The sequence below is a fragment of the Ramlibacter sp. genome (assembly GCF_028292805.1).
Taxonomy (GTDB): Bacteria; Pseudomonadota; Gammaproteobacteria; order Burkholderiales; family Burkholderiaceae_C; genus Ramlibacter.
The window spans coordinates 1-14,029 of the sequence record NZ_JAQGLS010000173.1 but is presented as its reverse complement, the minus strand read 5'-3'; the positions used below and the strand labels follow the sequence as shown (position 1 = coordinate 14,029).

The window sequence follows — 14,029 nt, the reverse complement described above, 5'->3', positions numbered from 1 at the left end:
CGGCGCTGCGGGTGGCTCGGCCTGGCGTGAGCGCAGCCAGGGGATGCCGACGGCCAGCGCCACCGCCGCCAGCACGGCGCCGTTGCGCAAGCCGATCAGGAATTCGGACTTTTTCTTCGGGTCTTGGACAGGGTCTGGCATTGGGGAGACTGGGCGGATGGACAGCTGATTATCCTAGCGCGGCACGAACCGACGCGGATGATGCGCTCCCTCCCGTGGCGGCGGCTGCGCGCTGGCGCGTCGCCAGGCGAACCTGACGACGTGCCAGAAAGCCACGTCGCGACCCGCGTCGCCCGGGTGAGTTGCGGCGGGCGCGGCTTTGCGGCTGATCAGGTTACCATTCCCGCGGCCTTACCGCAGCGCGGCCCCACGTCCCATGAAGTCACTTCTCGCGTATCTCCAGCGACCGCTCGCGCACCTGGCCGTCCTGTCGTTCTTCGTCAACATGCTGCTGCTGGCGCCGGCGCTGTTCATGATGCAGGTGTTCGACCGGGTGCTGGTCAGCCGCAGCCTGGACACGCTGCTGGTGCTGCTGCTGGGGATGGCGGTGGCGCTGGCGCTGAGCATGGGGCTGGACTACCTGCGCAACCGCCTGCAGGGCGTGGTCGGCAACATGGTGGCCGAATACCTTTCGCCGGCCACCGCGTCGGAAGTGCTGTCGCAGGCGGCGCGCCGCACCCACGCGCCGGGCTCCGCCAACCTGCGCGACGTCAACGCCTTGCGCGCCGTCTTCTCCGGCCAGGGCCTGCTGGCGATCCTGGACGTGCCCTGGGTGGTGATCTACGTGGCCGTGATCTGGATGGCGCATGCCTACCTGGGCATCGCCGCCGCGCTGGCCTGCGTGGCGATGCTGGGGCTGGCGCTGCTGAACGACCGGCTGACCCGCTCCAACATCGAGGCGCTGCAAGCCAACGCCTGGAAGACCAACCGCTACCTGGAAGCGTCCGTCGAGAATGCGGAGGTGGTGGAGACGCTGGGCATGCGCCGGGCGTTGGTCGAGCGCTGGCGCCGCATGAACGGCGCGGTGACCGAGTTGCAGCGGCCCACCGCCCGCCGCTCGGTCGGCATGGCGTCCCTCACCCGGATGTTCCGGCAAGCGGTGCAGGTGTTGCTGCAGGCGCTCGGCGCCTACGTGGTGATCACCGGCGAGGCCACGCCCGGGGTGCTGGTGGCCACCACCGTGCTGCTGGGCCGGGCGCTGGCCCCGGTCGAACAGGTGGTGGGCAGCTGGCGCGTGCTGGCTGAAGGGCGCAACGCCTTCCAGCGGCTGTCCAGGCTGCTGTCGCAGCAAGGCGAGCAGGCCCCCCGGATGGCGCTGCCCACGCCCAGCGGCCAGCTGGTGGCGGAAGCAGTGGTGTACCGCCCGCCGGGCAGCGACCGGCTGGTGCTTTCCGGGGTCTCGCTGCAGCTGGCCGCCGGCGAGTCGCTGGCCATCGTCGGGCCCAGCGGCGCCGGCAAGTCGACGCTGGTGCGGGTGCTCAGCGGCCTGTGGCGCCCCACCGCCGGCACGGTTCGCCTCGACCACGTGGACCTGGCCCAGTGGGACCGCGAGGAGCTCGGCCCGTGGCTGGGCTACGTGCCGCAGGACGTCGAGCTGTTCGCCGGCACGGTGGCCGAGAACATCGCCCGGCTGGGTGACGTCGACAGCGAGCAGGCCGTCCTGGCGGCCCGCCGCGCCGGCGTGCACGAGCTGATCCTGACGCTGCAGGACGGCTACGACACCCTCATCGATCCGAGCGGCGGCCTGCTGTCGCCCGGGCAGCGGCAACGCATCGCGCTGGCCCGGGCCCTGTACGGTGACCCCAAGCTGCTGCTGCTGGACGAGCCCAATTCCAACCTGGACGGCGTCGGCGAGCAGGCGCTGTCCGATGCCTTGAAGGCCTTGCGCGGCAAGGTCACGGTGGTCGTGGTCACCCACCGCGGCAACCTGATCCAGCAGATGGACAAGCTGCTGGTGCTGGAAGCCGGCAAGGTCAAGGACTTCGGCCGCGTGACCGAGGTGCTGGCCCGCATCCAGCCGCCGGCCCCGGCCCGGGCCCCGGGCCAGGTCGTCGCCATTCCGCCGCGGCCGCCGTCGGCCGCCTGAGAGCCACCATGTCCACCACGCTTGCCCCGCCCGCCGAGTCGCTGGCCGAACACGGCGACGAAGCCCGCCGGCTGATGCGCACCGGCCTGATCGTGATCGTCGGCGCGGTGCTGCCGGTGGGCGCGTGGATGAGCTTTGCGCCCCTGTCGTCCGCCGTGGTGGCGCCGGCCTTCGTCAAGGTCGACCTGAACCGCCGACCGGTGCAGCACGCCGAGGGCGGCCTGGTGCGGCAGGTGCTGGTGCGCGACGGCCAGCACGTCAAGGCGGGCCAGCCGCTGCTGGTGCTGGGCGACGTGGCCGTCGACGCCGACCAGAACCGCCTGAACTATCGCGTGGCGGTGGAGCGGGCGGCCCAGGCGCGGCTGGAGGCCGAGCGGGCGATGGCGCCCACCCTGGTCTTTCCGCCGGAGGTGCTGGCGGGCGCCGCGGCCGACCAGCGCGTCGCCGAGCAGGTCGCCAAGGAGCAGGCCTTGTTCCAGTCGCGCCGCAATGGGCTGGTGGGCCAGGTGGCGCTGCTGCGCACGCAGCGCACGAAGGTCGACCAGGAGATCGTCGCGCTGCGCTCGCAGGTGGCCCAGGCGATCGAATCGCAGCAGTTCCAGAAAGAGGAACTGGAGAACTCGCGCCGGCTGATGAAGGAAGGCTTTCTGTCGCAGGCGCGCGTGTCGCAGCTGGCCGGTGGCGTCTCCGACTACGGCGTCAAGCTGGAGGAGCGGCGCTCCGAGCTGGCCCGGGCCGAGCAGCGGCTGGTCGACACCGACCTGCGCATCCGCGCCATGGAGAGCGACTACCAGCAACAGGCCAGCGACCAGCTGAAGGTGACCAGCGCGCGCGTCTCCGAGATCGAGCAGGAGCAGCGCAAATCGAGCGACGCCTTTGCCCGCCAGACGCTGTTCGCGCCGGTGAGCGGGCGCGTGCTGGACCTGAAGTACAACAGCCCGGGTGCGATCATCGCCCCGCGCGAGCCTATCGCCGACATCGTGCCCGACGAGTCGAAGCTGGTGACCGAAGCGCACATCCGGCCGGAGGATGTGAATCGCGTCCATGCCGGGCAGCAGGCCGACGTGCGCTTCACCGCCTTCAACTACAGCACCACCCAACTGGTGCGCGGCACCGTCAGCTACATCTCGGCCGACCGCCTGATCGACCGCGCCAGCGGCATGCCTTACTACCAGGTGCACGTGGAGGCCTCGACCGAGGCCATGAAGACGCTGGGCGACCTGAAGCTGCAGGCCGGCATGCCGGCCGAGGTCTATATCGTTGGCGAAAAGCGCACGCCGCTGCAGTACCTGATGGAGCCAGTGACGCAGGTGCTGCGGCGGGCGGCGCGGGAGCGCTGAGCGGGCACGGACCGCGCCGCGGCCATGGGCACTGGCCCTGGCCAGGGCTGACTCCAGCTTCATGTTGCGGCCTTCGGTTCCAGCCGGCAGTGCTCCGCCCGGGTAGCTGGAACGTTCTCATTGCTGGGGCGACCAGCGGCCGGAGACTCCATGGCGCACCGAAACCGCGCAGCTGGCGTCTCCGTGTGTTGCCCCATTGGTTGCGTCGTGAAATGGGGAGGGCCGCGGCAGGCCAGCGGGCACGCGTGGCCACCCGCGGAGTACAGATCTGGCGCGCCCTCTGCTTGAGTAACGCCCTGTAGCATCCGCCCGGCCCGAACGGAGACTCCATGGCCGCCTACGCGTTTTTCAGCGTCGTCAACACCACGCTCGCATCCTTCGACAGCAACACCGATACCGTGACGTTGCCGCCAGGGTACCCGGCCACCGGACTGTCGTTCCGGGCCGTGGACGGGGGCACGCTGGTCTCGTAGGGCGGGCAGGGCGTCACGCTGGCGGGCATCTTGCCGGCGAATCTGGACGGTGCGCAGTTCGTGTTCGGGGACGGCTCGGTGTACCGGCAGGGCAGCGACACCGCAGACGCGCTGGCGGGCAGCGGCTTGAACGACCAGATCGACGCCGGCACGGGCGGCGACGACGCCCTCTTCGCGGGCGACGGCAATGACGTGCTGCGCGTGGGCGCCGGCCTGGCTGCGGCCGACGGCGAGGCCAAGTCCGAGGGCGTCGACACGCTGGTCTCCAGCATCTCCTGGTCACTGGCCGCCGACACCTACATCGAGCACCTGACGCTGACCGGCGCCACCTCGATCAACGCCACCGGCAACACCCTGGCCAATACCTTGATCGGCAATGCCGGCAAGAACGTGCTGAATGGCGGCAGCGGCGCGGACATCCTGCGCGGCGAGGGCGGCAACGACACCTACCACGTGGACAACGCCGGCGACAACATCGACGGCGAGGCCGGCACCGAGGGCGTCGACACGGTGTTCTCCAGCATCTCCTGGTGGCTGGCCGCCGACACGTACATCGAACACCTGACGCTGACCGGCGCCAGCTCGCTCAATGCCACCGGCAACACTCTGGCCAACACGCTGACCGGCAACGTGGGCAAGAACACCGTCAGCGGTGGCGCGGGCAACGACACGCTGCACGCCGGCGGCGGCGCCGACGTGCAGACCGGCGGCACCGGCGCCGACCGCTTCAGGTTCGCCTTGGCCGTCGAAAGCACGCTGGCCGCCCTGGACAGGATCACCGACTTCACCCGTGGCAGCGACAAGATCGACCTGTCCACCCTGGACGGCAACGGCGGCAAGGCGGCCAGCAGGACTTCTGGTTCATCGGCCCCAAGGCTTTCAGCGCGAATGCCACCGGCCAGCTGCGGTTCGCGGTCGAAAGCGGCAAGGTGATGCTGTACGGCAGCACCGATGCGGATGCGACGGCGGAGTTCGCCGTTCACATCGCGGGCGCCACGACGCTGACCGCCTCCGACTTCCTGTTCTGAGCGACGGTATACGATTGCGGTTCGAAGCCGCCGCCCTCATCCTCGGAACGGACCTCGCCCTGCGCTACCTCTTCATCCACCAGAACTTCCCCGGCCAGTTCCGGCACGCCGTGCGGGCGCTGGCCGACGATCCGGCCAACGAGGTCGTTTGCGTGGGCGAGACGCGCCTGCTGAAAGGGCGGCCCCTGCTGCACCCGCGGCTGCGCGTGCTCGGCTACCAGATGCCGGCCGCCGTGCCCAGCCGGGCCCACCCGTACCTGCGCGACTACGAAGGGCACGTGCGGCGCGGCCAGATGGTCGTGCGGCTGCTGCTGCAGCTGCGCGACACCAGCGGCTTCCAGCCGGACGTGGTGGTGGCGCACCCGGGCTGGGGCGAGGCGCTGTTCCTGCGCGATGTGTTCCCGCGCGCTCGCCAGGTCCTGTACTGCGAGTTCTACTACCACGGGCAAGGCACCGACGTCGGCTTCGACCCCGAGTTCCCGGCCAGCCTGGACGACCAGCTGCGGGTGCGCAGCAAGAACAGCACGCAGCTGCAAAGCCTGGTGGCCGCCGACGCCGGCATCTCGCCCACTGGCTGGCAGGCCGGCACCTATCCGCAGGAGCTGCGGCGCAAGATCACGGTGGTCCACGACGGCATCGACACCCGGGTCGTGCGGCCCGACCCGCAGGCCCGGGTGGAGATCGCCGGCCAGCAGCTGGCGTTCGGCGACGAGGTGGTGACCTACGTGGCCCGCAACCTGGAGCCGTACCGGGGCTTTCACACCTTCATGCGGATGCTGCCCAAGCTGCAGGGGCTGCGGCCGAACGCGCGGGTGGTGATCGTCGGCGGCGACGACGTGAGCTACGGCCGCCGGTTGGCCGAGGGCGACAGCTACCGGCTGCGGTACCGCAGCGAGGTCGAGGGCCAGGTCGACTGGGCCCGGGTGTTCTTCGTCGGCAAGCTGCCTTACGCCGACTACCTGAAGGTGTTGCAGGTGTCGTCGGCCCACGTGTACCTGACCTACCCGTTCGTGCTGTCGTGGTCGGCGCTGGAGGCGATGGCGGCCGGTTGCCTGATGGTGGCTTCGCGCACGGCGCCAGTGCAGGAGGTGGTCGAGGACGGCGTGACCGGCGTGCTGGTCGACTTCTTCGACGCCGAGGCGCTGGCGTCACGGCTGGCGCAGGTGCTGGCCGATCCGGCCGCCTTCGCCGGCCTGCGGCTCAAGGCGCGCGAGCTGGTGCAGCAGCGCTACGACCTGCAGTCCATCTGCCTGCCCCAGGTGCTGGGCGCGCTGCGGGGCTGAGGCCTGTGGCTGAGGCCTGTCATTGCGCGCTCGAGCCGCAGTCCGCGCTTCAAGCCAAGCGCTGCTCCAGGAAGAACCGCAGCATCTCGCGGCTCGCATCCGGCCCGCTCGGGTCGGTGTAGGAGCCGTCGGTGCTGCCGCCCGACCAGGCGTGCGGGCTGCCGTGCACCACCCAGTGTTCCGCCAGCACCCGGCCGTCGGGGGCGCGGTGCACGTTGCGGGTGTAGCCGCGGCGCCCGTCGGCGCCGCGCTGCTGCTCGCTCTCGGCGGCCGCTGCGCCATGCACGCTGGCGCTGACGACGTGGCCGGCGTTGGTGGGATGCACCGTGTGGTCGGCATCGCCGTGGAACACGATGGTCGGGCGGCTCGCCGCGGTGGCGGCGGTGCCCGCGCTGCCGCTGCGCATGGCGCCGAGCGCGGAGGTCAGGTCGTTGGCCGAGCCCGCCGCCAGCCCCGAGTGCACCCCCGCTGCCGCATAGAGCTCGGGATAGGCCTCGGCCATGATGGCCGCCATGGCGCCGCCGGCCGACAGGCCCGCGACATACACGCGCGCCGGATCGACGCCGCGGCTGTTCACGATGTCCTGCGTCATGCCCGCCAGCGCCGCCGGCTCGCCGCGGCCGCGCTGCTGGTGACTGTGCTTGAACCAGTTCCAGCAGCCTTGCGGGTTGGCCTGTCGTGATTGCGCCGGGTAGAGCACGAAGAAGCCTTGCTCGCGGGCCAGCGTGTTCATGCGGGTGCCGGCGGCGAAGTCGTCCGGATCCTGCTTGCAGCCGTGCAGCATCACCACCAGCGGCAACCGGCCTTGCCCGGCTTGTGGCGGCACGTAGAGCTTGTAGTTGCGGCCTTGCGAGGCCGTGCCCCAGCGGCCCGAGACGAACTCGCCCGCGGGCGGGTTGGAGGCCGGGGCTTCGTCGCAGCGTTGCCCGCGCTGGCGCGCCTCGACGTCGATGACACCGTCACGGGTCCGCGAAGGGGCGGCGGCCTGGCTGGCGGCGACGCTGCGCAACACGGTCTGGATGGCCGCCGTGGCGGCGCGCAAGCGGCCGTAGCCGGTCAGCCGGGTCGCATTGCGCATGAGGCGCTGGAAGGGGTACTGCATGGGTTCTTTCGGTAAAGGGTCAGCGGATGCGCCCGGCAAGCGCCGCCTTCACGGCGGGGCTGGCGTGCAGCGCACCGAGCACGGTGAGCGATTCGATGGTGGCCAGGGCCAGCTCCGGCGTGACGGCCGGGTCGATGGTGGCCAGGCCGAGCACGCGAATCTGCAGCGTCTGGCCCGCTGCCTCGGCCGCCTGCAGGTCCGCCCTGCTGAAGTGCTGGATGCCCAGCACAAGCGTTTTCCGTGCCACCGCCTGCCGCACGGCGTCGCCGTGGGTGGCCAGCTGGTTGCGGATGGCGGTGCGGATCAGGTCGGTCCGGTTGGCATAGAAGCCCTCCTGCACCAGCAGGTCGATCTGGCCCAGGTCGACGCAACCGAGGTTGATGGTGATCTTCTCGTCCACTGGCCTGGTGATCGCGGTCAGGGATCTGCTGCTGGCTTTTGGCATATTTCCATCTTAGCACCATCCAAGTGGATGGTTTTTCTGGTTTTCTCAGCTTCTCGGCCGTACCCAATAATGGAGGCGTTCCATGACAGAAGTCCCCGTCTCCCTTCCGCCCGGTTTCATGGTCGTGCATGGCAACCATCCGGAGTCGCTGCGCGACCTGATGGTGGCCTGGATGGCCCGCCACCCGTTGGCGCCGCTGGAGGACGAGCTGGTGCTGGTGCAAAGCAACGGCGTGGCCCAATGGCTCAAGCTGTCGCTGGCGGCGGACCCGGCCGAGGGCGGCGCCGGCATTGCCGCGGCGCTGCGCACGGAACTGCCCTCGCGCGCCTTGTGGGACGTCTACCGCAAGGTGCTGGGGCCGCATGCGGTGCCGCGCGCCTCCGCCTTCGACAAGGCCCAGCTGGCCTGGCGGCTGATGCGGCTGCTGCCGGCCTGCCTGCACGAAGAGGTTTTCGCGCCGCTGCGGCGCTTTCTGGAGCGCGACCCGGATTGCCGCAAGCGGCACCAGCTGGCGCTGCGCGTGGCCGACCTGTTCGACCAGTACCAGGTCTACCGGGCCGACTGGCTGGCCGACTGGGCCGCCGGCCGCGACCTGATCCGCACCAGCCGGCGCGGCGCCGCGCAAGTTCCGCCAGAGTTGCTGTGGCAGCCGCGGCTGTGGCGAATCCTGCTGCAGGACGTGGGTGCAGCCGGCGCGGCAGGCAGCCGGGCCGAGGTGCACAGCCGCTTCCTGGCCGCCGCCCGCGCGCCGGATGCGGCCGCCCCCACCGGCCTGCCGCGCCGGCTGACCGTGTTCGGCATCTCCTCGCTGCCGCAGCAGGCGCTGGAGGTGCTGGCCGCGCTGGCGCGCTGGTCGCAGGTGCTGCTGTGCGTGCACAACCCGAGCGAACACGACTGGTCGCACGTGGTCGCCGACCAGGACCTGCTGCGCACCGACAAGCTGCGCCAGCGCCGTCGCCCGGGGCAGGCCGGCGAACCCGCGCCCGAAACCTTGCACCTGCACGCGCAGCCGCTGCTGGCCGCCTGGGGCAAGCAGGGCCGCGACTTCATCCGGCTGCTGGACCAGTACGACGAGCGCGAAGCCTACGAGGCGCGTTTCACCGCCGTCGGCCAGCGCATCGACGTGTTCGAACACAACGACGGCGCCACGCTGCTGCGCCAGCTGCAGGACGACATCCGCGACCTGCGGCCGCTGGCCGAGACGCGCCAGACGTGGCCCGCGCTCGACCCGGCGCGCGATCGATCGCTGGTGTTCCACGTCGCCCACGGTCCCCAGCGCGAAGTCGAAATCCTGCACGACCAGCTGCTCGCGGCCTTCACCGCCGATGCGACGCTGCGGCCGCGCGACGTCATCGTGATGGTGCCCGACATCGCCATCTATGCCGCCCACGTTCAGGCTGTGTTCGGGCTGGTCGAGCGCGGCGATGCGCGCCACATCCCGTTCAACGTGGCCGACCAGGGGCAACGCGAACACGATCCGCTGCTGGGCGCGCTGGAGATGCTGCTGGGGCTGCCGCAGTCGCGGCTGGCGGTCAGCGACGTGCTCGACCTGCTGCAGGTGCCGGCGGTTCGCGCCCGCTTCGGCATCGCCGAGGACGACCTGCCGCTGCTGCACCGCTGGATCGTGGCCGCGCGCATTCGCTGGGGCCTGCACGCGCGGCATCGCGAGCGGCTCGAGCTGCCGGCTGACATCGAGCAGAACAGCTGGGCCTTCGGCCTGCGCCGCATGTGGCTCGGGTATGCGGTCGGCGCCGGTGCGGCCTGGGAAGGGATCGAGCCAATGGACGAGATCGGCGGCCTGGACGCAGCGCTGCTGGGCCCCTTGGTGCGCTTGCTCGATGCGCTGCAGGCGCACTGGGCCGTGCTCGATGAACCAGCGGCGCCGGCCGCCTGGGGCGAGCGGCTGCGGGCGCTGCTGCAGGACTTCTTCGCTGCCGACGACGGCAGCGAAGATGGCTTCACCTTGCTGCGTCTGGCGGCGGCGCTGCAGGAGTGGGAAGACGCCTGCGCCGACGCTGCCCTGGTCGAGGCGCTGCCGCTGTCGGTGGTGCGCGAACACTGGCTCACGCGCATGGAGCAGGCCGGCCTGAACCAGCCGTTCTTCGCCGGTGGCGTCACCTTCGCTTCGCTGATGCCGATGCGGGCGATCCCGTTCCGCCGCGTCGCCTTGCTGGGGATGAGCGACGGCGACTACCCGCGCAGCCGGGTGACCATGGACTTTGACCTGATGGGGCAGGACTACCGCCCCGGCGACCGCTCGCGGCGCGAAGACGACCGCTACCTGTTCCTGGAGGCGCTGCTGTCGGCGCGCGACCACCTGCACGTGAGCTGGGTCGGCCGCGGCATCAACGACAACGAGGAGCGGCCGCCTTCGGTGCTGGTGGCGCAGCTGCGCGACCACCTCGCCGCCGGCTGGCGCGCCGAAGACGATGGCGACTTGCTGCGGGCCTTGACGGTGGAACACCGGCTGCAGCCCTTCCACGCCGCCTACTTCGACGGCAGCACGCCCGGCCTGTTCAGCTATGCGCGCGAGTGGCGCTCCAGTCTGGCGCCGGTGCGCTCCGACGGCTCCGCGCTGCCGGGGGTGCTGCCGCCGCTGGCCCGCGACGGCGCTCTGACTTTGCGTCTGCTCGCCGAGTTCCTGAAGAACCCGGTGCGCAGCTTCTTTCGCGAGCGCCTGCGCATCCGCTTCGGCGATGACGACCCGGTGGGCCAGGACCAGGAGCCGTTCGCCACCGACGCGCTGGAGAACTGGCAGCTGCAGCACGAGCTGATCGAGGCGCAGAAAGCCGCCGTCGACGCCGACGGCTCGCGCGAGCAGGCGCTGCAGGCGCAGTTGCAGCGCATCGCCGGTCGTGGCGACCTGCCGCTGGGGCATTTCGTCGAGCACGCGGTGCAAAAGCTGGCGCAGCCGATGGCCGACCTGTTCGCCAGCTACGCGCAAGCGCGCGCCGCCTGGCCCGAAGCCTTGCCGGACCAGCCGCTGGAGATCGAAACGCAAACCGCGCAAGGCACATTGCGGCTGGACGACTGGCTGACCGGCATGCGCGCCAATGCCGGCGGCGCGCGCGCCCGCCTGGTGCTGGAGAGCAGCGGCATCGTCGACAAGCAGCGCCGCTACCGCCACGACAAGCTGGTGCCGCACTGGGTGGCGCACCTGGCTGGCCACCTGGGCGGCGTGCCGATGACGACCGTGATCGTCAGCAAGGCCGGCAGCGCCACCTTGCTGCCGCTGGCGCCGCAGCAGGCATCGGCCTGGTGGTCGGTGCTGCTGGACGCCTGGCAGGACGGCATGCGGCGGCCGCTGCCGTTCGCCGTGCGCAGCGCCTGCGCCTGGCTGCGCGAAGCCCGGCCCGACACGCCCGACGACGCGGTGGCGCAGGCGCGCGAGCAGGCCCGGGCGTGCTACGAAGACCATGCGCCCGCGTTTTTCCGGTTCGGCGAATGCGCGGACTGCCCCTATCTGCGGCGCGCCTTCCCGGACTTCGAGACGCTGTGGGGCGACGGTGAATTCCGCCGACTGGCCGAGGTCTTGCTGCGGCCGATGCTGGCCAGCGTGGCCAAGGCGGCCAAGGCTGGCGACGCCGACGGGGACGCGGCATGAGCGCAACGCTTGCCCCCATCCTCGATCCGCTGGCGTTCCCGCTGCGCGGCAGCGCGCTGATCGAGGCCAGCGCCGGCACCGGCAAGACCTACACTATCGCCGCGCTGTACCTGCGGCTGGTGCTGCGGCACGGCGGCGAGGCCGCCTTTCCGCGCACCGAGCCGCTGACGCCGCCGGAAATCCTGGTGGTGACCTTCACCGAAGCCGCCACCAAGGAACTGCGCGACCGCATCCGGGCCCGCCTGGCCGAAGCGGCGCAGCGCTTCCTGCAAGAGCCGGCCACGGTGACCGAGCTGCCGGCCGGCGTCGACGTGGTGCATGACCTGCGCGCCAGCTATCCGCCTACCGAGTGGCCCGCTTGCGCGCGGCGGCTGCGGCTGGCGGCCGAGTGGATGGACGAGGCGGCCGTCTCCACCATCCACGGCTGGTGCAACCGCATGCTGCGCGAACACGCGTTCGACAGCGGCAGCCTGTTCAGCCAGACCCTGGAAGCCGACCAGCGCGAGCTGCTGGACGAGGCGCTGCGCGATTACTGGCGCACCTTCTTCTATCCGCTGGCGCCGGACGACGTGGCCAGCGTTGGCGGCTGGTGGGAGTCGCCGGCGGCGCTCGGCGCTCCGGTGCGCAAGCTGATGGACCTGGGCGCCGCGCTGCCGCCCGGCCTGCCGCCGGCCGCAGCGCTGGCCGAGAGCCGGGCCCAGTGCGCGCGCAAGCTGGTCGAAATCAAGCAGCCGTGGCTGCAATGGGCCGACGAACTGCTGGCGTTGCTCGAAACCGGCATCACGAACAAGCAAGCCGATGGCAGGAAGCTGGCGCGCCGCGCCAGCTGGCTGCAGTGCATGAAAGACTGGGCCGCCGGCACCGAGGCGAAGTTCCCATTGACGCCGGCAGCGGAACACCGCCTGACCCCGGCCGGCCTGGACGAAGCCTGGAAGGTCGGTTCACCGCCCGAGCATCCCGCGCTGCACGACATGGCCACATTGCGCGAGCGCCTGCGCTGCCTGCCGCAAGGCCAGCAAGACGTGCTGTGCCACGCGGCCCACTGGGTGGCGGCGCGGCTGGCAATCGAGCAGGAGCGCCGCGCGCAGATGGGCTTCGACGACCTGCTCAAGCAGTTGTCAGCGGCGCTGCACGGCCCCAACGGCCAGCGGCTGGCAGCGCTGATCCGGGCCCAGTTCCCGGTGGCGCTGATCGACGAGTTCCAGGACACCGACCCGCTGCAGTACGGCATCTTCCAGACGATCTACGGCGGCCGCGAGGACGACACGGCCCTGGTGCTGATCGGCGATCCGAAGCAGGCGATCTATGCCTTTCGCGGCGCCGACATCCACACCTACCTGGCCGCGCGCCGAGCCACCGAAGGGCGGCACGCCACGCTCGGCACCAACTTTCGTTCCACGGCACCGATGGTGCGGGCCGTCAACCACTTTTTCGGCCAGGCCGAGCAGCGCACGCCGGGGCAGGGCGCCTTCCTGTTTCGCAACGCCGGCGACAACCCGTTGCCTTTCCTGGAAGTCGGCGCCCGCGGCCGCGACGAAACCTGGTGGGTGCAGGAGGCGCCGGCGCCGGCCCTCACTTGCTGGTGGACCGACCCCGGCGGCGAAATCGGCAGCGGCGACTACACCCGGACGCTGGCTGGCGCCAGCGCCGCCGCCATCGTGCACCTGCTGCAGCTGGGGCAGCAGGGGCGGGCCGGCTTTCGCGACGGCAAAGGCGCGCTGCGGCCGCCGACGCCGGGCGACATCGCCGTGCTGGTGAACAATGGCCGCGAGGCCCGCGTGCTGCGCGAGGCGCTGCAGCTGGCCGGGGTGCGCAGCGTCTACCTGTCGGAAAAGGACACTGTGTTCGAATCCGTCGCCGCCGGCGAGCTGCAGCAACTGCTGCAGGCCTGCGCCGAGCCGGACGACGACCGGCTGCTGCGCGCGGCGCTGGGCACCGCCTTGCTCGGCCTGGACTGGGCCGCGCTGGACCGCCTGAACCACGACGAGCTGCACTGGGAGGCGCGCGTGCTGCAGTTCCGCGGCTACCGCGGCCAGTGGCGGCGCCAGGGCGTGATGACCATGCTGCGCCGGCTGCTGCAGGACTTCGAGGTGCCGCGCCGCCTGCTGGCCGCCGGCGACGAACGCCAGCTGACCAACCTGCTGCACCTGGCCGAACTGCTGCAGCAGGCCAGCGCCCTGCTGGAAGGCGAGCACGCGCTGGTGCGCCACCTGGCCGAGCAGCGCGGCGACCAGGCGGCGGTGGCCGACACCCGCCAGCTGCGGCTGGAAAGCGATGACCACCTGCTCAAGGTGGTCACGGTGCACAAGTCCAAGGGGCTGGAGTACCCGCTGGTGTTCGTGCCCTTCGCCTGCGCCTTCCGCCCGGCCAAGGCGGAAGACATGCCGCTCCAATGGCACGACGCGCAAGGCCGCCTGCAGGTGGCGCTGAGCGGCGACGACGCAGTGCTGGCGCTGGTCGATCGCGAGCGGCTGGGCGAGGACCTGCGCAAGCTGTACGTGGCGCTGACCCGGGCCCGCTTCGCCTGCTGGATCGGCGTGGCGCCGCTGCGCAATCTGGAGCGCTCGGCCGTCGGCTACCTGCTGGCCGGCGGCGCGAGCGTGCCGGCCGGGCGCATCGAGACTGCCCTGCGCTCGGCCTTGGGCGGCTGCGATGCGATCGCCGTGCT

At 71.2% G+C, this 14,029-nt stretch carries 9 protein-coding genes; 7 read left to right on the top strand and 2 right to left on the bottom strand.

The window, feature by feature from the left end:
- The first annotated feature begins 376 nt into the window (after window positions 1-376).
- The 5 genes from JWP65_RS10750 (at window position 377) to JWP65_RS10730 (ending at window position 6,210) form a co-directional block, all read left to right on the top strand.
- A complete protein-coding gene (locus JWP65_RS10750; protein ID WP_299763521.1) occupies window positions 377-2,086 on the top strand; it encodes a type I secretion system permease/ATPase in 1,710 nt (569 codons plus the stop codon).
- 8 nt (window positions 2,087-2,094) lie between these two features.
- Window positions 2,095-3,426: an HlyD family type I secretion periplasmic adaptor subunit gene (locus JWP65_RS10745; RefSeq protein ID WP_299763519.1), complete on the top strand. Its 1,332-nt coding sequence runs from the start codon at window positions 2,095-2,097 to the stop codon at window positions 3,424-3,426.
- A 329-nt stretch (window positions 3,427-3,755) separates the two neighbouring features.
- Entirely contained in the window at window positions 3,756-3,899 is a 144-nt protein-coding gene (locus JWP65_RS10740) for a hypothetical protein (protein ID WP_299763517.1), read from the top strand.
- Window positions 3,900-3,929: 30 nt separating this feature from the next.
- On the top strand, window positions 3,930-4,832 hold the full coding sequence (locus tag JWP65_RS10735) for a calcium-binding protein (RefSeq protein WP_299763515.1): 903 nt from the start codon (window positions 3,930-3,932) through the stop codon (window positions 4,830-4,832).
- A gap of 109 nt (window positions 4,833-4,941) precedes the next feature.
- Entirely contained in the window at window positions 4,942-6,210 is a 1,269-nt protein-coding gene (locus JWP65_RS10730; RefSeq protein WP_299763513.1) for a glycosyltransferase family 4 protein, read from the top strand.
- Between the two features lie 49 nt (window positions 6,211-6,259).
- On the opposite strand, the gene JWP65_RS10725 is transcribed toward JWP65_RS10730, so the two are convergent.
- Together JWP65_RS10725 and JWP65_RS10720 are read right to left on the bottom strand one after the other, a co-directional pair.
- Window positions 6,260-7,312, bottom strand: coding sequence for a PHB depolymerase family esterase (locus JWP65_RS10725; protein WP_299763511.1), 1,053 nt, complete (start codon window positions 7,310-7,312; stop codon window positions 6,260-6,262).
- Window positions 7,313-7,331: 19 nt separating this feature from the next.
- Window positions 7,332-7,757 carry a CopG family transcriptional regulator gene (locus JWP65_RS10720; RefSeq protein WP_299763509.1) on the bottom strand — a complete coding sequence of 142 codons (426 nt, stop codon included), beginning with the start codon at window positions 7,755-7,757 and terminating at the stop codon, window positions 7,332-7,334.
- 82 nt (window positions 7,758-7,839) lie between these two features.
- Between JWP65_RS10720 and recC the strand changes: the two genes are divergently transcribed.
- Window positions 7,840-11,361, top strand: coding sequence for an exodeoxyribonuclease V subunit gamma (recC, locus tag JWP65_RS10715; protein WP_299763507.1), 3,522 nt, complete (start codon window positions 7,840-7,842; stop codon window positions 11,359-11,361).
- On the top strand, window positions 11,358-14,029 hold a 2,672-nt coding region (gene recB, locus JWP65_RS10710), incomplete at its 3' end, for an exodeoxyribonuclease V subunit beta (RefSeq protein WP_299763505.1). The genes recC and recB, both read left to right, overlap by 4 nt.

Bases quoted from the DNA above. Each gene is read 5' to 3' on its own strand.
- JWP65_RS10750 (WP_299763521.1), top strand. From the start codon at position 377: ATGAAGTCACTTCTCGCGTATCTCCAGCGACCGCTCGCGCACCTGGCC.
- JWP65_RS10745 (WP_299763519.1), top strand. From the start codon at position 2,095: ATGTCCACCACGCTTGCCCCGCCCGCCGAGTCGCTGGCCGAACACGGC.
- JWP65_RS10740 (WP_299763517.1), top strand. From the start codon at position 3,756: ATGGCCGCCTACGCGTTTTTCAGCGTCGTCAACACCACGCTCGCATCC.
- JWP65_RS10725 (WP_299763511.1), bottom strand. From the start codon at position 7,312: ATGCAGTACCCCTTCCAGCGCCTCATGCGCAATGCGACCCGGCTGACC.
- JWP65_RS10720 (WP_299763509.1), bottom strand. From the start codon at position 7,757: ATGCCAAAAGCCAGCAGCAGATCCCTGACCGCGATCACCAGGCCAGTG.
- recC (WP_299763507.1), top strand. From the start codon at position 7,840: ATGACAGAAGTCCCCGTCTCCCTTCCGCCCGGTTTCATGGTCGTGCAT.